The following is a 25,294-nucleotide window of genomic DNA, read 5'->3' as shown; positions in this document are numbered from 1 at the left end:
CTCGCCTATAGACCCGCCTCTCGCGACGCCGCGTCGGCGCCTGGATAGCTCAGCTGGTAGAGCAGCGGATTGAAAATCCGCGTGTCGGTGGTTCGAACCCGCCTCCAGGCACCATCTTTCGTCGGCGCGCCGACCTTCCCTGAAATGACCAAGCCTAAGCGTCTCGTTCCATGGAACGACGTCATCTGAAACGATGCTGATCGACTGCTTTGGGGGCGGATGATCTGAGAAACGCTCTCAGAGGAGTAAAAAACTCCTCCGGATTATGGCTTTCGAACAAGCTTGCGCTAATCGCGGCGAAATCATCACAAAAGTGTCGCTTTCCGGCCTGCTGGCGGTCGAAAGGAGCAAGACTTGCTCGAACTTCGCCCGGCGGGTGAAATCCGGCTGTTCTCCCTTGACGCTCCGGTAAGGGTTCGCCAAAGGGGGTAGGACGTCCTCCCACAAAGGCGTCAGACGGATTCTTAGGAGACGTGTTCTCCGGCGGTTCGAATACGGGGGCGGTGCGGGAAACCGGATGCGTCTCCATCAAAGAATTCAGCGCCTGGATGATCCCGATGGGACGCGGGGCGTTGAAGGAAACATTTTCAGGTTGGGGGGCGGCTCTTTGACACGGCCGCACCTTTGGTTCCACGAGTCAGACCAAGCAGGAACTGGCGAATTATGCTGAACAGCAAAAAGACGAACATCCTTCTCGCCATGGCCGGCGCCGCCGTGCTGATGGCGAGCTCGCCGGTCCTGGCCCAGGCCCCGGCCGAGCCGACCCCGGCCGCTGCACCCGCAGCAGCCCCGACGGCGATGGCTCCGGCCGCCGACGCGGCCAACCCGCAAACCATGAACGAGTCCGTCGGCGGCGGACACGGCGCCGGCATCACCCCGATCTCCATGTTCATGGAAGCGACCGTCATCGTTAAGGTCGTCATGATCGGCCTGCTGCTGGCCTCGATCCTGTCCTGGACCCTGCTGCTCATCAAACTGTTCGAGTTTGGCGCGCTGAACCGCAAGACCGACAACTTCCTCGAAAACTTCCGCGGCGCCCGCACCATCGCGGACATGCGCGCCGTCTCGACGCAAGAAGAGTTCGACGGCAACCCGCTGGCCGACATGGCCGCTGCGGCGACCGAAGAAGTCGAAATGTCGCGTCAGGCCGGTCTCTCGGTCACCGGCGATCACCTCGACTCGGCCCTGGGCCGCGCCCAGGCCGCCGTCGCCGCCGTTCAATCCGGTCTGGCCCTGCGCCTGTCGGGCGGCCAGCAGTTCCTGGCTTCGGTCGGCTCGATCGGTCCGTTCGTCGGTCTGTTCGGCACCGTTTACGGCATCATGAACTCCTTCATCGGCATCGCGGAATCCAACACGACCAACCTGGCCGTCGTTGCTCCGGGTATCGCCGAGGCCCTGCTGGCCACCGGTATCGGCCTGTTCGCCGCTATCCCGGCCGTTGTCTTCTATAACTACTTCAACACGCGCATCGCCGCCTACGGCACCCGCGCCGATGGTTTCGCCGCCGAGCTGCTGAACGGCATCTCGCGTCAGCTCGACAAGGGGGCGTAAGACGGATGGCCGCCAAGATTAAATCGGGCGGCGGCGGCAACAAGGTCGAGGCCAACAGCGATATCAACGTCACGCCTTTCGTTGACATCATGTTGGTCCTCCTCATCATCTTCATGGTCGCGGCTCCGCTCGCTTCCGTGTCGGTGCCGGTCGAGTTGCCAATCGCCGTCGCTAAGGCGGCTCCGAACCCGCCCAAGCCGGTCTATATTTCGATCCAGAACGACGGCGACGTCTTTGTGGGCGACTTCCCGACCAGCGTCGGCTCTCTGGGCGAAGATCTGCTGAAGCAGATCGGATCCCGGAACCCGGCCGATGAGCGGATCTTCATTCGGGGCGACCAAAACACCCGCTATGGTGATTTCATGCAGGTCATGAACGCTTTGCAGGATAACGGCTTCTACAGCGTTGCACTGGTCGGCGAAGACCAGGCGACGAGCTAGAGTGCGGAGATAGAATGACAGACGTCGCATATCATCGCAGTCGTTACGACGTACCCAAGAAGAAGGGCTTCATGGGGGTTTCCTACCCCGTACTGATCGTCTGCCTTCTGATCGTCACCCTCCTGTTCGCCCTGCTGATCTTCTTCCTTCAGCAGTCGAAGTTCAAACTCAAGGAGTTCAACTACGTCGACGAGTCCGTCGAGGTCGAGTTGGTCGAGCCGGTTCCGCCGCCTCCGCCGCCTCCGCCCCCGCCGCCTCCGCCGACGGATACGCCGCCTCCGCCCAAGCTTCAGGTGCGGGTGCCGGCTCCGGTTCCGAACGTGACGCCTCCTCCGCCGGTGAACATCACGCCGACGAAGAAGGAAGACCGGGTCGAGTACACGGGTCCGCCCGTGAACATTCCTGGACCGCCGCCGCCTCCGGCTCCGCCGGCTCCGCCGCGTCCGTCCACGATCACGAACGTGCAGTGGTCGCGTCAGCCGCGTCCGACCGCCGACGACTTCCCGGCTCGCGCTTTGGAACGGGAAATCAGCGGATCGGCCACGGTCGAGTGCACCGCTCGGTCTAACGGCTCTCCGGCGAACTGCCGCGTGGTGTCGGAAGAGCCTGCGGGTATGGGCTTCGGTCGGGCCGCTGTCCGCGTGGTTCAGCGTGGACAACTGTCCCCGCGTACCGTCGATGGCGCGGCTCAGGACGCCACCTTCCGCGTCCGGGTGCCCTTCACCCTCGGGTAAGGCGCTCCGTCGAAGAAAACAGACGCCTCGGAGAGCGATCTCCGGGGCGTTTTTCTTTTATGCCGCGCGGTGACGAAATCTGATGAAGCCGCTTGATCCCCTGCCGCAGTCCCGGTAGAGAACGCGCCTCGCGATGCGCGGGCCGCCTTAGCTCAGTTGGTTAGAGCGCCGGTTTGTGGAACCGGAGGTCCTCAGTTCAAGCCTGAGAGGCGGTACCATCGCGCAGCGCGGCCGGGCTTGCGGCCCGTCGCTGCAGTGACCATCTCCTGATCGTCGGCGTCTTTCAGCGCTGATCCCCCACATCGACAGGAGAGCGCAGATGAAGACGCGCAAGTTGGGCCTGAACGGTCCTGAGGTTTCGGCCATAGGCCTGGGCTGCATGGGCATGAGCGCCTTCTACGGCGGCGCGGACGAGGGACAGTCCATATCCGTCATCCACCGCGCCCTCGACCTGGGCGTCACCCTGTTCGACACGGCCGAGATGTACGGCCCGCACACCAATGAGATGCTGGTCGGCAAGGCGCTGAAGGACCGGCGCGATCAGGCCTTCATCGCCACCAAGTTCGGCATCAACTACAACGCCGACCGCTCCAAGCTTCTGGTCGACGGCAGTCCGGCCAATGTCCGCCGCGCCATCGAGGGCAGTCTTCAGCGTCTCGGCGTCGATCACGTCGATCTGTACTACCTGCACCGGGTCGATCCCGACACGCCGATCGAGGAGACGGTCGGGGCGATGGCGGAGCTCGTCAAGGAGGGCAAGGTCCGCTTCCTGGGCCTGTCCGAGGCCGCGCCGGACACCCTGCGCAAGGCCCATGCGACCCATCCGATCACCGCCCTGCAAACCGAATATTCGCTGTGGACGCGGGACCCGGAAGACGAACTGTTCGCGGTCGTGCGGGAACTGGGCATCGGCTTCGTGCCCTACAGTCCGTTAGGTCGAGGCTTCCTGTCCGGCGACATCAAGTCCATCGACGATCTGGAGGCGGACGACTTCCGCCGCACCAATCCGCGTTTCATGGGCGAGAATTTCCAGAAGAACCTGGATCTGGTCGAGGCAGTGAAGGCCATCGCCGCCGACAAGGGCGTGACCGCCGCCCAACTGGCCCTGGCCTGGGTCCTGGCCCAGGGCGAGGATCTGGTTCCGATCCCCGGCACCCGCCGCATCGCTACTCTGGAACAGAACGCCGCCGCGACGGACATTGTCCTGACGCCGGAAGACCTGGCGCGCATCGATGCGGTCTTCCCCAAGGGCGCGGCCGTGGGCCACCGCTATGCCGAGGCGGCGCGTGTGGCCCTGAACCGCTAGGGGCGCAGGCCACCCGAGGCCGATCCGTCAAGCCTGACGGCAGGCATGAAAAGGCCCGGCCGGAGCGATCCGGCCGGGCCTTCGTCTGTCTGGGTCGGGCCTACTGGATGCGGGTCCAGGTCTGGGTCTTGCACAGGGGGGCGACGACACAGCCGCGCAGGTTCAGGCTGTTGTCGTTGGTCATGGTAATGGTGCCGCGATAGGTGCGGCCGTCGGCCGGGTTATAGACCGAGCCGTTGCGCCATTCGGTCGGGCCGCCGGTGAAGCCGGTCAGCATCGGCAGGTTCCGCAGGGTGCGGCTACGCAGGGCGGTGTCGCGATTATGCTCGTCCCGGACGTCGGCGTCCGCCCGGATATGGTTCGACGTCACCAGGGTTCCACACAGGGCCTGGCCGCAACGGGCGATCCGCACCTGGCCGCCGTTGGTCGGGGTCTGCCACAGGCCGGTCGGATCCGCGGCCAGGGCGGGAGAGGCGAGCGCAGCCGCCAAGGCGGCGGCGGCCAGCATGATCTTGGTCTTCATGGTCGTTCCCTTTTCTCGGGCCGGTTCGGCGACCCGTTGATATGCAGGGTGATCCGGGTTTCGGTTCAAAACAAGGCTGAACTGATCCCCTATCGCCAATGAAAACCGGACCTTAGGGAAGCTTTCGTGGCGTTCAGCCGGGTCGCCTTGACCTTGTGGCGCGGCAAGCGTCTGATCTGGCGAAACAAGCCTTGGGAGACACCATGGGCGATCGGCCAGGAAACGATCACGGAAGCCTGATCAAACAGGCGCTCGACAACGGCGCCGAGCCGGCGCGTTCGGCCCTGGCCGCATCCTGGCGTCGGTCCATGTCGCTGTACGGCCTGGATCCCGAGGACGGCGGCCGTCCCCAGACCCTGACCGAGGCGCAACTGCATGAGGCGCGCCAGGCCATGGAGCCGATGACGCGGGCGGCGCAAGGGGTGCTGGATCGGCTGTTCCTGGCCGTCGGCGACACCGGCTGCTGCATCCTGCTGACCAATGCCGACGGGGTGCCGCTGGAGCGCCGGGGCGCGGCGGCGGATGACGACATCTTTCGCCGCTGGGGGCTGTGGCCCGGCGCCATATGGTCCGAGGCGGTCGAGGGCACCAACGGCATCGGCACGGCCCTGGCGGAACACCGGCCCCTGACCATCCATCGGGACCAGCATTTCCATACCCGCAACACGGCCCTGAGCTGCACCAGCCATCCGATCCACGATCATCTGGGACGCCTCGCCGGTCTGCTGGACGTCTCGTCCTGCCGGGCCGATGCGACCGCGGGCGTGCTGGGCCTGATCGCGGCGGCCGTGGCGGATGCGGCGCGGGCCATCGAGGCCCAGACCTTTCGTCAGGCCTTCTCCCAGGCGCGGATCGTCCTGGCCGGGGATCCGGTCGAGCGGAATACGGCGGCCCTGCTGGCGGTCGATCGGGACGACCTGGTGATCGGCGCCACCCGCGCGGCCCGCCTGGCCCTGTCCATCACCGACGAGCGGATCGCGGCCCAACTGGCGGCGTCAGAGGTCCTGGGGGCGGGCTGTGTCGAGACGGAGCTGCTGGAGGCCGAGCGCGGGGCGGTGCGTCGCGCCCTGGCGCGCAGCGGGGGCAATGTCTCGGCCGCCGCGCGGGCCCTGGGGATCAGCCGTGCGACCCTGCACCGCAAGCTGCACCGGCTGGGGCTTTCGCGCGAACCTCACTGAGCCGACTGTCGCAGGCGTGCGACAGGTTTGCGCTGCACCATGAACGGCCCGTCTGGCGGATCGGCCGGGGCAGGCAGAGCTTCCCGTTCCAACGACGTCGGCAATCGACGCCCGAGGGAACGTTAGGAGTGTTTCATGACCAAACCCGAATTCGCGCGCGCCGCGACCCCCAAGTTCAAGACGCGCTATGACAATTTCATCGGCGGCCAGTGGGTCCCGCCGGTCAACGGCCGCTATTTCGAGAACACCTCCCCGGTGAACGGCCGCGTCCTGTGCGAAGTCGCACGCTCGGACGCGGCCGACGTCGAACTGGCCCTGGACGCCGCCCATGCCGCCAAGGACGCCTGGGGCAAGACCAGCGTCGCTCAGCGCGCCGTCATCCTGAACAAGATCGCGGACCGGATCGAAGCCAATCTCCAGGCCGTGGCCGAGGCCGAGACCTGGGACAACGGCAAGCCGGTGCGCGAGACCCTGGCCGCCGACATTCCCCTTGCCATCGACCATTTCCGCTATTTCGCCGGCTGTATCCGCGCGCAGGAAGGCGGAATCTCGGAGCTGGACCACGACACGGTCGCGTATCATTTCCATGAGCCGCTGGGCGTGGTCGGCCAGATCATCCCGTGGAACTTCCCCATTCTGATGGCGACGTGGAAGATCGCCCCGGCCCTGGCGGCGGGCAATTGCATCGTGATGAAGCCGGCGGAACAGACCCCGGCCTCGATCCTTCTGCTGATCGAACTGATCCAGGACCTGTTGCCCGCAGGTGTGCTGAACATCGTATCCGGCACGGGCGCCGAGGTGGGCGAGCCCCTGGCGACCAATCCGCGGATCGCCAAGATCGCCTTCACCGGTTCGACCGCCGTGGGTCAGAAGATCATGGAGTATGCCACCAAGAACATCATTCCGGTGACGCTGGAGCTGGGCGGCAAGTCGCCGAACATCTTCTTCAAGGACGTGATGGACGCCGACGACGCCTTCCTGGACAAGGCGCTGGAAGGCTTCGCCATGTTCGCCCTGAACCAGGGCGAGGTCTGCACCTGCCCGAGCCGGGCCCTGATCCATGAAGACATCTATGAGGCCTTCATCGCCAAGGCCATCGCCCGGGTCGAGGCCATCGTCCAGGGCGACCCGCTGGACCCGGCCACCATGGTCGGCGCCCAGGCGTCGGAACAGCAGCTGAAGAAGATTCTCAGCTATCTGCAGATCGGCAAGGACGAGGGGGCCGAGGTGCTGACGGGCGGCGAACAGTCGCTGCTGCCGGACGACCTGTCGGGCGGCTATTACGTCAAGCCGACCGTGTTCAAGGGCACCAACGACATGCGGGTCTTCCAGGAGGAGATCTTCGGTCCCGTCCTGGCCGTGACCACCTTCAAGACCTTCGAAGAGGCGATGGAGATCGCCAACGACACCGAATACGGCCTGGGCGCCGGGGTTTGGTCGCGCGACATGAACACCGCCTATCGCGCGGGTCGTACCATCCAGGCCGGTCGGGTCTGGACCAACTGCTATCATCAGTACCCGGCGCATGCGGCCTTTGGCGGCTACAAGAAGTCCGGCATCGGGCGAGAGAACCACCGGATGATGCTGGACCACTATCAGCAGACCAAGAACCTGCTGGTCAGCTACAGCCCCGACAAACTGGGCTTCTTCTGATCTGCATCAAGGATGGCCGGTTCCGGATCGGCCATTCTCCGATCGCTCTCTGATCCGTCTGTCCGGAGAGCTAACTCCCAGGCGGGCGGGCCGGTGTCCTGCTTCCGGTCCGCCCGTTCCCCCAAATCGATGAGGATGTTCCATGTCCAGAACCATGAAGGCCGCAGTCGTGCGCGCATTCGGCCAGCCGCTGACCATCGAGGAGGTGGCGGTCCCCGAGCCGGGTCCGGGCCAGATCCAGGTCAAGATCGAGGCCTCTGGCGTCTGTCACACCGATCTGCACGCCGCCGAGGGCGACTGGCCGGTCAAGCCGAATCCGCCCTTCATTCCGGGCCACGAGGGCGTCGGCTATGTCTCGGCTGTGGGGGCGGGGGTCACTCTGGTCAAGGAGGGCGACCGGGTCGGGGTGCCGTGGCTCTACTCGGCCTGCGGCCACTGCAAACACTGCCTGGGCGGCTGGGAGACCCTGTGCCACGACCAGCAGAACACCGGATATTCGGTCAACGGCGGGTTTGCGGAATACGCCATCGCCGACCCCAACTACGTCGGCCATCTGCCGGCCAACGTCAGCTTCACCGACATCGCCCCGATCCTGTGCGCCGGGGTGACGGTCTACAAGGGGCTGAAGATGACCGACACCAAGCCGGGCGACTGGGTGGTGATCTCGGGCATCGGCGGCCTGGGCCATGTGGCGGTTCAGTACGCCAAGGCCATGGGGCTGAACGTCGCCGCCGTGGACGTGGACGACGCCAAGCTGGACCTGGCGCGGCGGCTGGGCGCGACCGTGACGGTCAACGCCAAGACGTCCAACGACCCCGCCGCCGACATCAAGGCCCAGACCGACGGCGGCGCCCAGGGCGTGCTGGTCACGGCCGTCTCGCCCAAGGCCTTCGAACAGGCGGTCAACATGACCTCGCGCGGCGCGACCGTGGCCCTGAACGGCCTGCCGCCCGGCGACTTCCCCCTGTCGATCTTCGACATGGTGCTGAACGGCACCACGGTGCGCGGCTCCATCGTCGGCACCCGTCTGGACCTTCAGGAGGCGCTTCAGTTCGCCGCCGACGAGAAGGTCAAGGCCACGGTCTCGGTCGAGCCGCTGGAGAACATCAACAGCATCTTCCAGCGGATGCGCGACGGCCAGATCGAGGGCCGGATCGTCATGACGATCTGAGATAGACTCGGTCCACTCCAAAAAATGGAGTCTATTTCGTCTAATTCGTCTAATTCCGACGTTCAGGGCCGGTGCGTCGGGGCTGTCCGATCGCGATGTCAAAGACCTGGGCGGGATCATAAGCCCGTCTGCGAACGTGACGGATCAGGGGCTTGAATCAATTTCAAGCCCCTGATCCAGCGACGGTTTTGTTGCGGAATTAGGAGGGCTGGGCCGTCCCAGCCCTTGCATCAGGCGGGCGACCGCGCGGTTCGCTCCGCCTTCTGCGGCTTCACCCCCAGCAACAGGCCCAGCCATCCGATCCGGCGCGCGACCTCGTAGGCGAGGAGGCAGCCCAGGGCGGTGATCAGGATCAGCAGACCGGCCTCCACGCCCAACGGCAGGTGGAGTGCGGCCAGATTATAGGCCGCCACGACCGTCACCGTCTGGTGGACGATATAGAAGGGGAAGACCCCTGCCGAGAGATAGCGCAGCGCCGGAGCGTCCCGGTTCAGCCATCGCGCGCCGAAGCCCAGAATGGCGGCGATGAAGCCCGCCTGATCCAGCGCATAGACGATCCGCATCGCCTGCCTGAGCGGCTCGGACGGATTGACGTCGCCGCGATAGACCCAGGCATAGGTCGCCCAGGCCGCCCAACTGCACAGGGCGATGATCAGGGCCGGCCAACGCATCCGCATCAGGGTCTGACGCGCCGCCTCGGACCGGGCGATCAGATAGCCGAACAGGAAGGCGCCGAAGCTGAGGGCGTGGTTGTACCAGTCGTCGGTCAGGGCATGGGTGATCTCGAACCGGGGCGCCAGGAACCAGCGGATCAGGATCAGATACAGGATCGGCCAGACCACCAGACCCCATCCCCGAAAGACCCGATCGCCCGCCGCCTGAAGGGCGCGCCGAACGGTCGGCAAGGCGATCATCGCCGCCAGCAACAGGCTGTAGGGCAGCAGATAGGCGATGAACCACAGGTGGTTCCACGTCGGCGTGGTCAGGCAGCCGTCGGCGTCGCACCAGTGGCCGGTCGAGGTGACGTAGCGCAGCCAGAAGTCCTTGAGCACCAAGCTGTGCGCCGGGTCGGCCATCCCCAGGCCCTTCGCCGCTTCGACGATCTCGTAATAGCTCTGGGGCGGCACAATGACGAACATGCCGAACAGCAGCGGCGGCAAGAGGCGCAGGATGCGCGATCCGGCCAGCGCCCATCCGCTTTGCCCGCGCGCCTCGAACCCGTCCGCCAGAAACCGGGTCGCACAGCCCGAAACCAGGAACAGCAGGGTCAGCCGCCAGGGGTTCGTCAGCAGCATGATCGGCTCAAGCGCCTCGACCGGACGTGGGCTGTTCACATGGTAGTCCCAGGGCACGTAGAACATGCCGACGTGATAGAGGATCAGCAGCATGAAGGCGCCGACACGGATCCAGTCCAGATCGTATCGTCTGCCCTTCATCGCGGACGGCGACACGAGCGGGGGCGGAACAGACATGCGAGAACTCCATGGCGAATGATGCAGGCCCCGTCCTCGCGGAACGACGGACGGGTCAGCAATCGCCCGGGGCTGTGCGGTCGTCTGGCCGGGACGACGCCGGGGGCGCGGGGACGAACGGCGCGCGTATCGTGACGAGCGGATGGGCGCGTATAACGCGACGGCTGAACGGTCGTGACCTGTGGCGCTGCGCCCTGGCGGCTCTGGCCTTTTCGCTGATCAACACGCCGGTCAACATCCTGACGGCTCAGGCGGACAATCCGGATGTGGCCGCATGGATGCCCATGGTCTGGGAGGTGTCGAGCGCCATCACCCTGATGGCGGCGATCTGGATTCCCTGGCTGGCCGCCAGTCTGGCGCCGCCGGACGAGGCGGCGGGCGAGGGATGGCGGCCCAAGGCGCGGTTCGCCGTGATCCATCTGGCGGCGCTTCTGGCCTATTCAGCCCTGCACGTCAGCGGCTTCGTGGCGTTGAGGAAGCTGGGATACGCCGTCATGGACGCGGGCGCTTATCAGTTCGGCGAACGGTTCGGCTATGAGCTGCGCAAGGACCTGGTGACCTATGTCCTGCTGGTCGGGGGCTTCGTGCTGATCGCCTATCTGCGGCGGCGGCGGGACGAACCGGTGCGGCCGGTTAGTTTCGACATCCGCGACGGCGCCCGCATCATCCGCGCGCCCCTGGCCGACATCCTGGCCGTCAGTTCGGCGGGGAACTATGTCGAGTTCCTGCTGGCGGACGGGCGGCGTCCGCTGATGCGCGCGACCCTGGCGGCGGTCGAGGCCGAACTGTCGCGGTTCGGCTTCGTGCGGGTCCATCGCTCGTGGCTGGTCAATGCGGCGCGCGTCACCGGCTTGCAGCCCGACGGCTCCGGCGACTGGACTGTGGAATTGGGGGCGGTCAATGCGCCCCTGTCACGCCGCTATCCCGCCGCCCTGGCGACGCTGCGGGGCTAGCCGACCAAGGCCAGCCATTCGTCCTCGGTCAGGACCTGAACCCCGTGCTTCTCGGCGTCCTTCAGCTTGGAGCCGGCGCCGGGGCCGGCGACGAGGTAGTCGGTCTTTTTGGACACGGAGCCCGAGACCTTGGCGCCCAGGCTTTCGGCGCGGGCCTTGGCTTCGTCGCGGGTGAAGCGTTCCAGGGCGCCGGTGAAGACCACGGTCTTGCCGGCGACCGGGGTGTCGGACTTGGGCCGTTCCGCGTCGAGGATCTGGGTCAGCTCGGCCTCCAGCGCGGCGACGACCTGAAGATTGTGCGGCTCGTGGAAGAAGTGGGCCAGGGCCAGGGCGGCGACGGGGCCGACGCCGGTCACGCCGGCGATCTGGTTCAGGATTTCGGACGGGCCTTCCTCGCGCGCCACGCGGGCCAGTTCGACCAGGCCGGACCAGTCGCCCGTCATCGTCGCCAGAGACCGGCGAGCGGGGGCGGCCATGCCGGGGAAGGCCTGGCTGATCTTCATGTCCATGGTCGCCTCGGGCCAGGGATCGGCGGCGGGGGGCGTCGCCTCGGCCATCAGGGTCAGGACGCGGGGCGATATGGCGTGGGCGCCGGCCAGGGCGGTCCAGGCGTCGGACGGCACGCCCGAGGCGGCCTGGAGACAGGCGGCCTTCAGCGCGGGCCAGCTCTCGAAGGCGCGGGCCAGGACGATGGAGGTCTGTTCGCCGATGTCGCGTATGCCCAGGCCGAACAGGAACCGGTCCAGCGAGATGACGCGACGGGCGTCGATGCCGGCGACCAGGTTGCGGATGCTGGTCTCGCCATAGCCGTCTTCGCGTTCCAGCTCCTTCAGCCGCGCCTCGTCGCGCGCCAGGCGGAAGATGTCGGCCGGTTCCTTGATCCAGCCGCGCGCATTGAAGGCGGCCAGCTGTTTCTCGCCGAGGCCCTCGATGTCGAAGGCGCGGCGGCCGACGAAGTGCTTCAGCCGTTCGACGATCTGGGCGTCGCAGATCAGGCCGCCGGTGCAGCGGCGCTTGACCTCGTCGCCCTCGCGCACCGCCTCGGAGCCGCAGACCGGACATTTGTCGGGGAAGACATAGGGGACGGCGTCGGCGGGACGCAGGTCGGGGACGACGCCCAGGATCTGGGGGATGACGTCGCCGGCGCGTTGCAGGCGGACGGTGTCGCCGATACGGACGTCCAGACGTTCGATCTCGTCTTCATTGTGCAGGGTGGCGTTCCTGACCACGACGCCGCCGACGGTGACGGGGTGGAGCCGGGCGACGGGGGTCAGGGAGCCGGTGCGGCCGACCTGGATGTCGATGCCTTCCAGCACCGTGGTCGCCTGTTGCGCCGGGAATTTGTGGGCGATGGCCCAGCGGGGGCTGCGGGCGACGAAGCCCAGGCGGCGCTGCCAGTCGAGGCGGTCGACCTTGTAGACCACGCCGTCGATGTCATAGCCCAGGGTCGCGCGGTCGCGTTCCAGTTCGCGATAGACGGCGATCAGGCCCTCGGCGCCCTCGACCCGGCGCGAGCGGGCGTTGACGGGGAAGCCCCAGGCCTTGAGCTTTTGCAGGGCCTCCCACTGGGTCTCGGCGAAGTCGCTGGAGTGTTCGCCCCAGGCGTAGGCGAAGAAGTTCAGCGGGCGTTTGCCCGTGATCCGGGCGTCCTTCTGACGCAGGGAGCCGGCGGCGAAGTTTCGGGGGTTGGCGTAGGTGCGGCGGCCCTCGGCCTCGGCGGCGGCGTTGAAGGCGGCGAAGGCGGCGTTTGGGGCGTAGACCTCGCCCCGGATCTCGATCCGGTCGGGCCAGTCGTCCCCGGCCAGGGTCTGTTTCACATCGGCGATGGTGTTCAGATTGGCGGTGACGTCCTCGCCGGTGCGGCCATCCCCTCGTGTGGCGCCGAGGGTCAGCCGGCCGTCGACATAGAGGAGGTTGGCGGACAGGCCGTCGATCTTGGGCTCGGCGACGAAGGCGATGGGTTCGTCGGAGGGCAGTTTCAGGAAACGGGCGATCCGGGCGACGAAGTCGCGCACCTCGCCCTCGTCGAAGGCGTTGTCCAGCGACAGCATGGGCACGCCGTGGCGGACCTCGGCGAACTGGCTGGAGACGGCGGCGCCGACCTTGTGCGACGGGGAGTCCGGGCGGACCAGGTCGGGGAAGGCGGTCTCGATCGCCAGGTTCCGGGCGCGCAGGGCGTCGTAGTCGGCGTCGGAAATCTCGGGCGTCGCCTCATTATAGAGGGCGTCGTGGCGGGCCATCTCGGCGGCCAGCCAGGCCAGTTCTTCCGCCGCCGTCTCGGCGGTCAGGTCTTCGACGGGCGGGAAGGGGGGAATCGCGCTGGACATGTCGTCGTCTCATTACCACGGGCTGACGCCGGGCGATCCGCACGCTAGGCTGAATCATCGTTTACGGAGTCGTCCATGCTGTCCGCCGCCGCCCGATCCCTTCTGCTCGGCGGATGCGCCGCCCTGGCCCTGAGCGGCTGTGTCGAGCCCATCAGCCCGCCGCCGCCCGCGCCGATGCCCGCCGCCGACTATGGCTCGCTGCTGGACGATGTGCGGATCCTGTCGGTCGACGACATGGAGGGGCGGGGAACCGGCACGCCGGGCGGGGAGCGGGCGCGGGCCTATTTGGTGTCGCGACTCGAGGCGCTGGGCGTCGCGCCCGCGCCGTTCGGGCGGCTGCAGCCGTTCGAGGGGACGGGGCCTTCGCCGCAGGGGCCTGTCACCTATCGCGGGGTCAATGTGCTGGGCCTGATCCCCGGAACCCGGGTGGGCGACCGCTATATCGTGGTCAGCGCCCATTATGATCATGTCGGCATGCACGACGGCCAGATCTACAACGGCGCCGACGACAACGCCTCGGGGGTCGCCACGATGCTGGAGCTGGCCAAACGGCTGAAGGCCCAGGCGCCGGAGCACAGCGTGCTGCTGGTCGCCTTCGACGGGGAGGAGCGGGGGCTGCTGGGTGCGCGCGAGTTCGTCAAGGCGCCGCCCGTGCCCCTGTCGTCCATCGCCCTGAATCTGAACTTCGACATGACGGCGCGGGCCGAGACCGACGGGCATCTGTGGGTCACGGGGACATACCAGCACCCGAACCTGCGCCCGATCCTGGAGCCCCTGCCAGCGGTCGGCCCGGTCAGTTTCGCCTTCGGCAAGGACACGCCGCAGGACGAGGGGGAGAACAATTGGGTCTCGGCGTCGGACCAGGGCGCCTTCCACGACAAGGGCGTGCCCTTCCTCTATATGGGCATCGACTATCACCCCGATTATCACCGCCCGACCGATGACTTCGAGCGGATCAGGCCTGAGGTCTTCACTGCGGCGACCGAACTGGCCATCGCCGGCTTCCGCGCCCTGGACCGGTCGCTGGATCGGTGATGCGGCGTCTTTTGGCGCCAGCCCTGGTCTGTCTGGCGGCGCTTGCGGCTTGTGAGCGGCGCGAGGCCGGCCCGGCGTCCACGGCGACGGCGCCCGCCGCCACGGCGTCCTTCCGGCATCGGCTCGAAGGCGACATCTCGGGCGACTATCGGCCGGTGTCCGAACCGACCCAGGGGTGGCGGGTCGAAAGCCTGTTCATTGGCCAGGCCTCGGCCCTGGAGGCGTGGGAAGCGGCGCAGAGGGGCGGCGCACCCCTGATCCTGACGCTGTCGGGGCCGGACGGCGCGGTGCAGATCACGCCGCGCGCCTATGACCTGACCGACGAGCGCCTGCATTTCGTCGGCGTCATGCCCGATGGGCGACAACTCGTTCTGGACGCCCGCATCGATCCCGGCGCACTGGCCACCGCACGCCGCAATCTGGGCGACCGCACCCCGGTGATCACCGGCGCCATGACGGTGAAGGGCCACAGGATTCCGTTCAACCTGGGCTGGTGGAACGGCGACTGATCGGGCGAAGCTCGGCGTCTGCGCCTCTGCAACCACCGACAGCAGACGTATTCGATGTGGCGTATTGATCGGAAGGCAGATCAATCGTCGCAAAACAGATTCTATTTCTCCGCAAAACCTCCGCCGAACCTTCATGCCGAGGCGCATGCGCCGTCACACAGCATCCCTAATGACTGGAGCCGGGCAGGAGGGACGATCACGTCATCGCGGCCGGGCATGAGCTCGGTCGTCCCCTGTCATAGCTCTTTGACCAGACACGGTGGACTGACGATGACCGGCCTTCAGCTCAAGACCCTTCTCGTGACGGCGGCCAGCGCCCTCGCGCTCGCCGCCTGCGGCTCCGCCGAGGTGGCTTCGCCTGGTGAAGGCGATTTCGGCAACGGCGGCGGCGGCACGCCGACCACGCCGACGACGCCGACACCCGGCACCCCCGCCGCCGACTGCCCCACCGGCCTGACCAATGTCGGCACCATCGCCAACGGCACTCTGCGCGTCTGCCAACTGCCGACCCAGGTTCTAGGCAACCTGACCCTGTCGGTTCGCGCAGGCACCATCTACGCGATCAGCGGCCGCACCGAAGTCGGCACCGACCGTGGCGTCGATCCGGCCTCGACTACGGGCACGCAGGGCATCCTGACGATCGATCCGGGCGTGCGGGTGTTCGCCTCCAACGGCGGCGACTATCTTCTGGTCAATCGCGGTTCGCAGATCTTTGCCGAAGGCACCGCCACCAACCCGATCGTTTTCACCAGCCGCCAGGACGTCGAGGGCACGACTACGCCGACCTCGCAAGGTCAGTGGGGCGGCATCGTTCTCGCGGGCCGCGCGCCTGCGGCTAACTGCCAACTGACCGCGCCGGTCACCTGCACCGGTCAGATCGAGGGCACCAACGCCTTCTTCGGCGGCAACACCCCGGCCGATAACTCTGGCCGCCTGCGCTACATCCAGATCAAATACTCCGGCTTCGAAATCGCGACCGGCAATGAGCTTCAGGCCCTGACCCTGGCTGGCGTCGGCTCGGGCACGACTCTGGACCACATCCAGTCGTACAACAGCTCGGACGACGGCATCGAAATCTTCGGCGGCAACGCCAATCTGAAGCATATCGTCATCAACGGCGCCGACGACGATGGTCTGGACACCGACACCGGCTGGCGCGGCGGCGCCCAGTTCGGCATCGTGACCCAGCGCGCCCCGAACTCGACCAGCCGTTCGGCCGGCTTCGAGTTCTCGTCCGCCCCGACCTCGACGCCTTACGCCTCGCGTTATCTGTCGCAGCCGAAGATCGCCAACTGGACCCTGGTCGGCCGTAACTCGCCGACCGACGCCCACACGGTCATGCACTTCGACACCGGCACCAACCCGAACCTGATCAATATCGTCGCCACCTCGACCACGGGCTCGGTCGCCGGCTGCTTCGACATCGCCGACGGCGACACCCAAACCAGCTTCGACAGCGGTTCGACGCCGTCGCTGCGTTCGATCTTCATGTCCTGCTCGGTTTCGTATCGTCCGGCCAACGTCGCCCGCTCGACGGCGGTCTTCACCAACGCCCGCAACACCAATGTGACGGCGCTGGGGACCTCGACCCTGACCGCTCCGACCTCGGGCACGACCATCACCAACCAGAACCTGGCGTTCATCAACGGCGCCAATGAAAACGCCGTGACGGCGGTTGATCCGAAGACCCTCTACGGCTTCTTCGACAGCGTGACCTACATCGGCGCGGTGCGGAACGCTCAGGACACCTGGTGGCAGGGTTGGACCTGCGGCCTGACCTCCGGCTCGACCTGCTGACGATGACAGTTCCGGCGGCGACCATGAGGTCGCCGCCGGTTCTTCGCGTTTCCTGACCCCTTCAAGGCGCAGACCATGAATAGACTTACTCTGACCCTGAGCGGGGTCCTTCTCGCCACCAGTGCGCTGATCGCACCCGGCCTGGCGTTCGCCCAGACGGCCCCGACGACTTCCCCGACCGCGCAGACCCCGGCCGAACAGGTCGAGGAACAGGCGACCGAAGTCGGCGAGATCGTCGTCCTGGGCCGTTATATTCCCGAACCCAACCGCGAGAGCTCCGAAGTCGCGGCCTTCCTGACATCCGAGGACCTGGAGCGCACCGGCGACAGCAACGCCGCCGCCGCCCTGACCCGCGTGACCGGCCTGTCGATCGTCGAGGGCCGGTTCATCTACGTCCGCGGACTGGGCGAGCGTTATTCTTCGGCCCTGCTGAACGGTTCGCCCCTGCCCAGCCCCGAGCCGCTGCAGCGCGTCGTGCCCCTGGACCTGTTCCCCTCCAGCATCCTGGACGGCGTGACGGTTCAGAAGACCTATTCGCCGAACTTCCCCGGCGAGTTCGGCGGCGGCGTGATCGATCTGCACACCATCGACGCCCCGAACGAACCCTTCTTCAACATGAAGCTGTCGCTGGGCGGAAACACCGAATCCACCGGCAAGGAAAACCTGATCTATTACGGGTCGCGCACCGACTTCACCGGTTTTGACGACGACACCCGCGAAGTGCCCGGCGCCATCGCCATCGCCTTCGACCAGGGCAAGCAGATCAACAGCGCCAACTTCACTGCCGACCAACTCCAGACCATGGGGCAGTCGCTGGTCAATGCGCCGCTGCGCCTGCTGCAACGCGAAAAGACGCCGATCGACGGTGGTGTGGAACTGGCGGGCGGCTTCTCGCAGGACACGGGTTTCGGCACCCTGGGCCTGATCGCCGTCGCCGGATACGACAACAGCTGGCGCGCCCGTGGCGGCGTCCAGGAAGAGGGCCAGTTCCAGGGCGAAGTCCTGGTGCCGGTTTCAACCTATGACGTCGACTCGAACCAGAACGACATTCGCCTGAACTTCCTCGGCGGTCTGTCGCTGTCGAACGCCGACCACGAGGTCAAGTGGACCAACCTGTACGTCCGCAACACGACCAAGGAAGCCCGCTCGGTGGCCGGTCCGGACTTCGACGCCGGCGGCAGCGTCATCCGCAACGACTATACGGAATGGTTCGTGCGCCAGCTTTGGAGCAGCCAGCTGGCCGGCGAACATCAGTTCATGGATGGCGCGCTGGAGATCGACTGGCGCGCGGCCTATGCCAAGACGTCGCGGGACGCGCCCTATGAGTCGCGCTTCCAGTACGGCGTCAATGCGAACGGCGACTACATTCACAACGTTCAGGGCAATCTGATCTCGTTCAGCGAACTGGACGACGATATCGTCTCCGGCGGCGTGGACGTGGCCTACACCCTGCCGCTGTCCTCGGCGCGCGAAGCCGTCATCAGCGCGGGCGTCGCCACCCTCGACAACAACCGCGAAGCCAGCCGCCACGATCTGCAGTTCGAAGCCGTCAACGGCCTGACCGATAGCCAGCGCCTGTCGCGCATCGACTATCTGTTCTCGGACTACAATATCAATCCGACGACGCTGCAGCTGCGTGAAATCGCCGGCAGCAACGGCGCCAGCGCCTATGACGCCGAGCTGAAGGTCAACGCCGCCTACGCCATGGTCGATGCGGAAATCATCCCGCTGGTCCGCACCACGGTCGGCGTCCGCTTCGAAGACGGTCAGCAGAGCGTCACGCCGCGCGACGTGTTCGGCGGAACCTCGACCTACGAGGCCACCGAGATCGAAGAACAGTATTGGCTGCCTTCGCTGACCGCGACCTGGAACTTCGCCGAGGATCAGCAACTGCGCTTCGGCGTGTCGCAGACGATCGGCCGTCCGCAGTTCCGCGAACTGGCGCCCCAGGCCTATACCGATCCGGAAAGCGACCGCATCTTCATCGGCAACCCCTATCTGGTGGACACCGAACTGCTGAACCTGGACGCGCGGTACGAATGGTACTTCGCCCGCCAGCAGTTCATCACCGCCGGCGTCTTCTACAAGGACATGGACAAGCCGGTTGAATCCGTCATCGTCGAAGTGGGCAACCAGCGCCAGCAGTCGTATCTGAACGCGCCCAAGGCGACCATCATGGGCGCCGAGGTCGAGGTGAAGAAGTATTTCGAGTTCCCCGACCAGACCATGAGCTTCATCGCCAACAAGCGTTGGCTGGTGCAGGCCAACTACACCTACTCGGACTCCGAGGTTAAGGTGGGCGAGGGCGACACCGTCCTGACCCTGGGTGGGGCAGGTGCGCCGGAACAGGCGTCCTTCTTCATTCAGGACGGCAGCCGTCTGCAAGGCCAGTCGGACCATGTCGCCAACCTGCAACTGGGTTGGGAAGACGATACGGCGCGCTCGCAGGCGACGATCATCGTCAACTATGTCAGCGACCGGATCACCGCCCGCGGCGCGGGCACCGGCGCGAGCCGCGAGCCTGACTTCATCCAGGAGCCCGGCGTGTTCCTGGACTTCGTCTATCGCAAGGACTTCACCGTCATGGCCCGCGACATGGGCTTCGCCCTGGAACTGCGGAACCTGCTGGGAACCGAGTTCGACGAATACCAGGAACGGGGCAACAAGATCCGGGTCAACAACTACGACCTGGGCCAGAGCGCCTCGGTCAGCCTGACCGCCCGCTTCTGATCTTTGGAACAAGTGACGCGTTGCGACCGGGAGGCCTCGGCCTTCCGGTCGTTTTCGTTACTGAATGATCCGTATGGATCGCATCTGTCACCAGATGTTCTTCGTGTCTTCACACTTCGGTGCGGCCCGCATACGGACGATTAGTCTAGATCGCGGGATGGCCGTCGGGGTCGGAACAGGCATGGCGTCGTGATCGCGGCTATCCGTAGTTTTAACGTCTCTTCGGTGGCCGACCGTATGCGTCGTCTGCCGCTGCGTCGCATCGTCGAGGTCGTGCTGATCCTGCTGCTGCTGGTTCAGACGGGGCGGCTTGTCTGGCTGTTCGCAGGGCCTCAGCCGAAGCTCGAACCGCGCGGCGGCGCCGCCGCGGCGGCGCCGGTGGACATGAGTATTCTGTCGCGGTTCGACGCCTTCTTCCGCACAGGCGGGCAGGGCGCCCTGGCCGGCGCCTCGGGCGCGGACGCCAGCCAGATGCGGCTGTTCGGCGTGCGCGCGGGCGGCGTCGGCGGCGGATCGGCCATCATCGGTCTTGCGGACGGGCGTCAACTGTCTGTCGGCGTCGGCGAGGAGGTCGAGCCCGGCCTGGTCTTGCAGTCTGTCGGGTCGGATTTCGTCACCCTGGCGCGCGGCCAGTCCCTGAGCCGTCTGGAGTTCGCCGACACGCCCGCCGGGGCCGCTGCGCCGCCCCCGCCGCCGTCGACACCCCAGGTCGTGGCCCCGCCGACCGCCGCGCCCGCCTCGTCTCAGGGCGTGGTCGTCGATCCCCAAAGGCTGATGGCCCAGGCCGCGCTGCGGCCCCGGATCCAGGGTCTGGGCGTCAACGGCTTCACCGTCTCGTCGGCCGGCAATGCGTCCGAGCTGCGCAGCGCCGGGCTTCAGTCGGGCGACGTCATCCTGTCCGTCAATGGCGTGGCGCTGAACAGCCCTCAGGCCATCGGCGCCCTGCGTGGCCAGCTGGCCAGCGCCCCGTCCGCCGACATCCAATATGAGCGCGCGGGCGAGACGCGCACCACCACCATAAGGACGCGTCCATGACCGCCTCTCTGCGCAATCGCCTGAAGCGTTCCGGCGTCGGCGCCCTCGCCGCCGTCCTGGCCCTGCAGGCCCCCCTAGCCGCCGCGCCCGTCATGGCCCAGGAGGCGCGCCAGACCCTGAACGTCCAGGGCGCCGACATCCGCGCCTTCATCCAGGACGTGGCCCGCACCACCGGCCGCACCTTCATCGTCGATCCGGCCGTGACCGGGACGGTGACGGTGACCAGCGATCGGCCGCTGGGCCGCGCCCAGATGTTCGAGGTCTTCCTGTCCACCCTGCGGGCCAACGGCCTGGTGGTCACCCCGACCCAGTCGGGCGCCTATCGGATCAGCCCGGCCCAGGGCGCGGCCCAGGGGCCGTCGACGGTCGGGGCCGAACGTTTCTCGACCGAGGTCTTCCAACTGCGCAACATCGACGCAGCCTCGGCCGCCGAGACGATCCGGCCGCTGGTCGGGGCCCAGGGCCAGGTCCTGGCCAATCCCGGCGCCAACAGCGTGGTGGTGGCCGACTTTTCGGACAATCTGGCCCGTATCCGTTCCCTGATCGGCCGGATCGACGTGGACCGGTCCAGCTATGAGGTCGTGGCGCTGGAGAACGCCTCGGCGCGTGAGATCGCCGGGGTGTTGCAGCAGGTGATGGCGGCGCCGAGCGGCGGCGGGCAGGGGATGGTCACCGTCACGGCGGTGGAAAGCTCGAACTCCATCGTCCTGCGCGGCGACGGCCAGGCCCTGGCCCGCGTGCGCGGCCTGATCCATGACCTGGACGGCCGCTCGCGCGCCAGCCAGGACGTGAACGTCGTCTTCCTGGAACACGCCAACGCCGAGCAGCTTCTGCCGGTGCTGCAGCAGGTGGTGGGCCAGCCGGTCACGGCCTCGACGGGCGCGAGCCAGGGCTTGCGCACCGCCCCGACCGGATCGACGAACGGCGCGTCGAGCGGCCTGTCGCGCGCCGCCTCCAGCCTGGGTGGAGCGGACGCGGACCGCGGCGCCATCGGTTCGTCCACTGTCACCGCGACCGGACAGCGCGCCACCATCGCCCGCTTCCCCGGCGCCAACGCCTTGGTCATCGCTGGGCCGGCCGACATGCAGCGGACCCTGGCCGACGTCATCCGGCGGCTGGACGTGCGCCGCCAGCAGGTGCTGATCGAGGCCATCGTGGTCGAGCTGAGCGACAACGCGGTGCGCGAGCTGGGCGTCCAGTGGCTGTACGGCGGCGAGAACGGCGTCGGTCTGACCAACTACACCGCCAACGCCACCCCGCTGGTGAACATGGCCGGCGGCGCCTATGCCGGGCAGCTGGACAAGGACGATCCGCTGCGGGAACAGCTACAGACCCTGGCCCTGAACAGTCTGGTGGGCGCCAACGGCTTTATCGGCGGCGCCGGGGTCGAGGTCGGCGACGGCCTGTTCGGCTTCATCATCAATGCGGCCAAGACCGACAAGGGCTCCAACCTGCTCCAGACCCCGTCGATCATGACGCTGGACAACGAAGAGGCCACCTTCCTGGTCGGACAGGAGGTGCCGATCACGACCGGCCAGACCCTGCTGGACGGCAATTCCAACCCCTTCACCACGACCGACCGCAAGGACATCGGCGTTCGGCTGACGGTCAAGCCGCAGATCAACGCCGGCGGCTCCATCACCCTGACGCTGCGCCAGGAGGTGTCGGCGATCAACGGCGGGCTGACCCGTGGCGCGACAGACCTGGTGCTGGACAAGCGCGAGCTGCAGACGACCCTGGTGGTCGATGACGGCGACATCGCGGTCGCCGGCGGCCTGCTGGACCAGAACGACATCATCTCGACCGACAAGATCCCCGGCCTGGGCGACCTGCCGGGCGTCGGCGCCCTGTTCCGGTCGAACAGCCGTCAGCGCGGGCGGACCAATCTGATGGTCTTCCTGCGTCCCACCATCGTCCGCACCCGCGAGGAGGCTCAAGGGCTGGCCGCCGATCGCTGGGGCTATATGCGCGACCAGCAGCAGGCGGTGCAGCCGGATCGCGAGCCCAGCCTGGACGCCCTGGTGCGGGACTATATGCGGACCCAGGCGCCGGCCGCCCCGGCGACGGGCCAGCCGATGGTGATCGCCCCGACTGGCGTGACCGCCCCCGTCGCCCCGGTCGAGGTCGCGCCCCTGCCGCCGACCGGAAACTGATCCCATGATCACCCTGGTCAGCCCCAGCCTGCCCTATGGATTCGCCAAACGACACGGCGTCCTGCTGCTGGACGCCGGCGAGGTGGCGCGGGTGGGTCTGCGCGAGGGGGCGGATCCCAAGGCCCTGATCGAGGCGCGGCGCGTCCTGGGGCGCCCCCTCGCGGTCGAAGCCCTGAGCCAGGCGGCCTTCGACCGCCAACTGTCCGAGGTCTATGCCGGCGACCATCTGGCGGCGACCGACGGCGACGATCTGGACATGCCGGCCGGGCTGGACAGTCTGATCGACGACATCCCCGCGGCGGCCGATCTGCTGGACACGGCCGACGACGCGCCGGTGATCCGGCTGATCAACGGGATCATCGCCGAGGCGGTGCGGACCGGCGCCTCTGACATCCACCTTGAGACCTATGAGAACGCGCTGCTGGTGCGGATGCGGATCGACGGGGTGCTGCGCGAGGCCCTGAGCCTGAACCCGCGCATCGCCCCGCTGCTGGTGTCGCGCATCAAGGTCATGGCGCGGCTCGACATCGCCGAGAAGCGGGTGCCGCAGGACGGGCGCATTCCGCTGGCTCTGGGCGGCAAGACGCTGGACGTGCGGGTCTCGACCCTGCCGTCGCGCGGCGGCGAGCGGGTGGTGATGCGGATTCTGGACAAGGATCAGGCGGGCCTGACCCTGGACCGTCTGGGCATGGCGCCCGACGCCCTGGCCGCCTTCCGCGCCGCCCTGGCCGAGCCGAACGGCATCATCCTGGTCACCGGGCCGACGGGCTCGGGAAAGACCACCAGCCTGTACGCCGGCCTGGCCCTGCTGAACGACCAGACGCGCAACATCCTGACGGTCGAGGATCCGGTCGAATACGCCATCGACGGCGTGGGCCAGACCCAGGTCAACACCAAGGTCGGCATGACCTTCGCGGCGGGTCTGCGCGCCATCCTGCGCCAGGACCCGGACGTGGTCATGGTGGGCGAGATCCGCGACGTGGAGACGGCGGGGGTTGCGGTTCAGGCCGCCCTGACCGGCCACCTGGTCCTGTCCACCGTCCACACCAACGACGCGGCGGGGGCGGTGACGCGGCTGCGCGACATGGGGGTGGAGCCCTTCCTGCTGGCCTCGACCCTGCGGCTGATCGTGGCCCAGCGGCTGGTGCGGCGGCTGTGCGACCACTGCCGCACGCCCGAGATCGCCGACAAAAAGACGGCGAAACTGGTCGGCGCCAAGGCCGGGGTGCAGGTCTGGCGTCCGCACGGCTGCGCCCACTGCGGCAATACCGGCTACGTCGGCCGGGTCGGCCTGTACGAGGTGCTGAAGATCGACGATCGCGTGCGCCGGCTGATTGCAGCCGAGGCGGATGAGGACGCCGTGGTCGCCGCCGCCTTCGCCGGGGGCGGAACCCTGACGGAACGCGCCCGCGCCCTGGTGCTGGACGGCGTGACCTCGGTCGAGGAGGCGGTCCGCGTCGCCCGCCAGGAGACGGCGACCGATCCGGCGGAGGCGGCCTGATGGCGGCCTTCGACTATGTGGCCGTCGATGCGGCGGGGCGGACGGTGTCCGGCGCAGTCACCGCTTCGGACGAGGCGGCGGCGCGCGGCTGGCTGACCAAGCGCCGGCTGATGCCGCTGGAGCTGACGCCGGCCCGGATCGCGCCGCGTGCCGAGCGGACGGGCGGCGCCGGCCGGGGCGACCGCCTGAACGCCAAGACCCTGGCCCTGACGACGCGCCAGCTGGCGACGCTGATTTCGGTCTCGCCGATCGAAGAGGCCCTGCGCACCCTGGCGCTTCAGGCCGATCGGCCGGTGGTGCGGCGGGTGCTGGAAGGCGTGCATGCAGGGGTCATGGAGGGGCGTCGCCTGTCCGACGCCATGGCCTTGCAGGGCCAGGCCTTTCCGCCCCTGTACCGGGCCATGGTCTCGGCCGGGGAACAGTCGGGCGCGCTTCAGCCGATCCTGGAACGTCTGGCCGACGGGCTGGAGCGGGACCAGCAGGTGCGCGGCAAGGTGATCACCGCCGTGGTCTATCCCAGCGTCCTGGCCGTGGTCGCTCTGGGCGTGATCGCCATTCTGATGACCTTCGTCGTGCCCAAGGTGGTCGATCAGTTCGAGAGCATGAACCAGACCCTGCCGCTGCTGACGCGGCTGGTGATCGGGGTGTCGGATCTGATGCGGAACTGGGGTTGGCTGTTCCTGCTGCTGCTGGCCGGGCTGATCGTCGCGGGCGTGGTCGCGCGACGCCGACCCGAAATCCGCCTGCGTATCGACCAGGCGATGCTGAGGCTGCCGGTCATCGGCCGTCTGACGCGGGACCTGCATGGGGCCAGGATGGCGCGCACCCTGTCGACCATGATCGCCGCGGGCCTGCCGGTGCTGGAGGGCCTGACCATCACCGCCCGCACCGTGTCCAACATGGCCCTGCGTCAGGCGACGGAATCCATGGGCGAGGCGGTGCGCGAGGGCGGGGGCCTGTCGGCGGCCATGCGCCGCGCCGACGTCTTTCCCCCGCTGCTGGTCTATATGACCGCCTCGGGCGAGAGCAGCGGACGGCTGGAGCCGATGCTGGAACGGGCCGCCGACTATCTGGAACGTGAGTTCGCGACCTTCACCGCCGTGATGCTGAGCCTGCTGGAGCCGGCCATCATCGTGGTCATGGGCGGGGTCGTGGCGATGATCGTCCTGTCGATCCTGCTGCCCATACTTCAGATCAACACCCTGGCGATGGGGTGAGGAGAGTTT

19 protein-coding genes and 2 tRNA genes are annotated in these 25,294 nt (G+C 67.3%); 18 read left to right on the top strand and 3 right to left on the bottom strand.

All coding sequences use genetic code 11. From position 1 onward, the window contains the following. Positions 1-38: 38 nt before the first annotated feature. From AC1RSI_RS07810 to AC1RSI_RS07785, 6 genes are all read left to right on the top strand, one after another. A tRNA-Phe gene (locus AC1RSI_RS07810) sits at positions 39-114 on the top strand. Positions 115-663: 549 nt separating this feature from the next. Continuing rightward, a complete protein-coding gene (locus tag AC1RSI_RS07805) occupies positions 664-1,551 on the top strand; it encodes a MotA/TolQ/ExbB proton channel family protein (RefSeq protein ID WP_008258688.1) in 888 nt (295 codons plus the stop codon). Between the two features lie 5 nt (positions 1,552-1,556). Beyond that, positions 1,557-1,991: a biopolymer transporter ExbD gene (locus AC1RSI_RS07800; RefSeq protein WP_008259452.1), complete on the top strand. Its 435-nt coding sequence runs from the start codon at positions 1,557-1,559 to the stop codon at positions 1,989-1,991. Positions 1,992-2,005: 14 nt separating this feature from the next. Continuing rightward, entirely contained in the window at positions 2,006-2,725 is a 720-nt protein-coding gene (locus tag AC1RSI_RS07795; RefSeq protein WP_183195616.1) for an energy transducer TonB, read from the top strand. 141 nt (positions 2,726-2,866) lie between these two features. Then, positions 2,867-2,943 (top strand) — tRNA-His (locus AC1RSI_RS07790). A gap of 101 nt (positions 2,944-3,044) precedes the next feature. Beyond that, the gene (locus tag AC1RSI_RS07785; RefSeq protein WP_154725601.1) at positions 3,045-4,031 is read left to right on the top strand and encodes an aldo/keto reductase; all 987 of its coding nucleotides are present in this window, start codon (positions 3,045-3,047) and stop codon (positions 4,029-4,031) included. A gap of 100 nt (positions 4,032-4,131) precedes the next feature. Here the strand turns inward: AC1RSI_RS07785 and AC1RSI_RS07780 are convergent, their stop codons facing one another. Next, the gene (locus AC1RSI_RS07780; RefSeq protein ID WP_008259611.1) at positions 4,132-4,554 is read right to left on the bottom strand and encodes a DUF2147 domain-containing protein; all 423 of its coding nucleotides are present in this window, start codon (positions 4,552-4,554) and stop codon (positions 4,132-4,134) included. A gap of 203 nt (positions 4,555-4,757) precedes the next feature. On the opposite strand from AC1RSI_RS07780, the gene AC1RSI_RS07775 reads away from it, so the two are divergent. The 3 genes from AC1RSI_RS07775 to adhP all read left to right on the top strand — a co-directional run bounded on the left by AC1RSI_RS07775 (position 4,758) and on the right by adhP (position 8,556). Beyond that, on the top strand, positions 4,758-5,732 hold the full coding sequence (locus AC1RSI_RS07775; RefSeq protein WP_035310113.1) for a GAF domain-containing protein: 975 nt from the start codon (positions 4,758-4,760) through the stop codon (positions 5,730-5,732). A 135-nt stretch (positions 5,733-5,867) separates the two neighbouring features. Next, a complete protein-coding gene (gene exaC / locus AC1RSI_RS07770; protein ID WP_008261774.1) occupies positions 5,868-7,385 on the top strand; it encodes an acetaldehyde dehydrogenase ExaC in 1,518 nt (505 codons plus the stop codon). Positions 7,386-7,527: 142 nt separating this feature from the next. Beyond that, on the top strand, positions 7,528-8,556 hold the full coding sequence (gene adhP / locus AC1RSI_RS07765) for an alcohol dehydrogenase AdhP (protein WP_008261496.1): 1,029 nt from the start codon (positions 7,528-7,530) through the stop codon (positions 8,554-8,556). Between the two features lie 230 nt (positions 8,557-8,786). Here the strand turns inward: adhP and AC1RSI_RS07760 are convergent, their stop codons facing one another. Continuing rightward, on the bottom strand, positions 8,787-10,028 hold the full coding sequence (locus tag AC1RSI_RS07760) for an acyltransferase family protein (RefSeq protein WP_230307540.1): 1,242 nt from the start codon (positions 10,026-10,028) through the stop codon (positions 8,787-8,789). 131 nt (positions 10,029-10,159) lie between these two features. Between AC1RSI_RS07760 and AC1RSI_RS07755 the strand changes: the two genes are divergently transcribed. After that, entirely contained in the window at positions 10,160-10,981 is an 822-nt protein-coding gene (locus AC1RSI_RS07755; RefSeq protein ID WP_196066330.1) for a LytTR family DNA-binding domain-containing protein, read from the top strand. Here AC1RSI_RS07755 and ligA read toward each other — a convergent pair. Next, positions 10,978-13,308, bottom strand: coding sequence for an NAD-dependent DNA ligase LigA (gene ligA / locus AC1RSI_RS07750; protein ID WP_154725599.1), 2,331 nt, complete (start codon positions 13,306-13,308; stop codon positions 10,978-10,980). The genes AC1RSI_RS07755 and ligA overlap by 4 nt on opposite strands. 75 nt (positions 13,309-13,383) lie before the next feature. Here ligA and AC1RSI_RS07745 point away from each other — a divergent pair, with 75 nt between their 5' ends. The 8 genes from AC1RSI_RS07745 (at position 13,384) to gspF (ending at position 25,285) form a co-directional block, all read left to right on the top strand. Continuing rightward, positions 13,384-14,343 (top strand): M28 family peptidase, encoded by a 960-nt coding sequence (locus AC1RSI_RS07745; protein WP_447941539.1) that lies wholly within the window; start codon positions 13,384-13,386, stop codon positions 14,341-14,343. Beyond that, on the top strand, positions 14,343-14,852 hold the full coding sequence (locus AC1RSI_RS07740; protein ID WP_035310561.1) for a hypothetical protein: 510 nt from the start codon (positions 14,343-14,345) through the stop codon (positions 14,850-14,852). Before AC1RSI_RS07745 ends, AC1RSI_RS07740 begins: the two co-directional genes overlap by 1 nt. A 270-nt stretch (positions 14,853-15,122) precedes the next feature. Beyond that, on the top strand, positions 15,123-16,649 hold the full coding sequence (locus AC1RSI_RS07735; RefSeq protein ID WP_154726760.1) for a beta-helix domain-containing protein: 1,527 nt from the start codon (positions 15,123-15,125) through the stop codon (positions 16,647-16,649). A gap of 75 nt (positions 16,650-16,724) precedes the next feature. Continuing rightward, the gene (locus AC1RSI_RS07730; RefSeq protein ID WP_035310557.1) at positions 16,725-19,379 is read left to right on the top strand and encodes a TonB-dependent receptor domain-containing protein; all 2,655 of its coding nucleotides are present in this window, start codon (positions 16,725-16,727) and stop codon (positions 19,377-19,379) included. A gap of 237 nt (positions 19,380-19,616) precedes the next feature. Then, positions 19,617-20,414: a type II secretion system protein N gene (locus AC1RSI_RS07725; RefSeq protein WP_154726765.1), complete on the top strand. Its 798-nt coding sequence runs from the start codon at positions 19,617-19,619 to the stop codon at positions 20,412-20,414. After that, on the top strand, positions 20,411-22,567 hold the full coding sequence (gspD, locus tag AC1RSI_RS07720) for a type II secretion system secretin GspD (RefSeq protein ID WP_035310465.1): 2,157 nt from the start codon (positions 20,411-20,413) through the stop codon (positions 22,565-22,567). The genes AC1RSI_RS07725 and gspD overlap by 4 nt, the downstream gene beginning before the upstream one ends. A gap of 4 nt (positions 22,568-22,571) precedes the next feature. After that, positions 22,572-24,068, top strand: coding sequence for a type II secretion system ATPase GspE (gene gspE, locus AC1RSI_RS07715; RefSeq protein WP_154726761.1), 1,497 nt, complete (start codon positions 22,572-22,574; stop codon positions 24,066-24,068). After that, positions 24,068-25,285, top strand: a complete 1,218-nt coding sequence (gene gspF / locus AC1RSI_RS07710; protein WP_154726762.1) for a type II secretion system inner membrane protein GspF — start codon at positions 24,068-24,070, stop codon at positions 25,283-25,285. Before gspE ends, gspF begins: the two co-directional genes overlap by 1 nt. The last annotated feature ends 9 nt before the right edge of the window (positions 25,286-25,294 follow it).

Source organism: Brevundimonas sp. GW821-FHT10E09 (genome assembly GCF_058809375.1).
The sequence above is the reverse complement of the archived record's forward strand: the minus strand, read 5'-3'. Positions and strand labels throughout refer to the sequence as shown.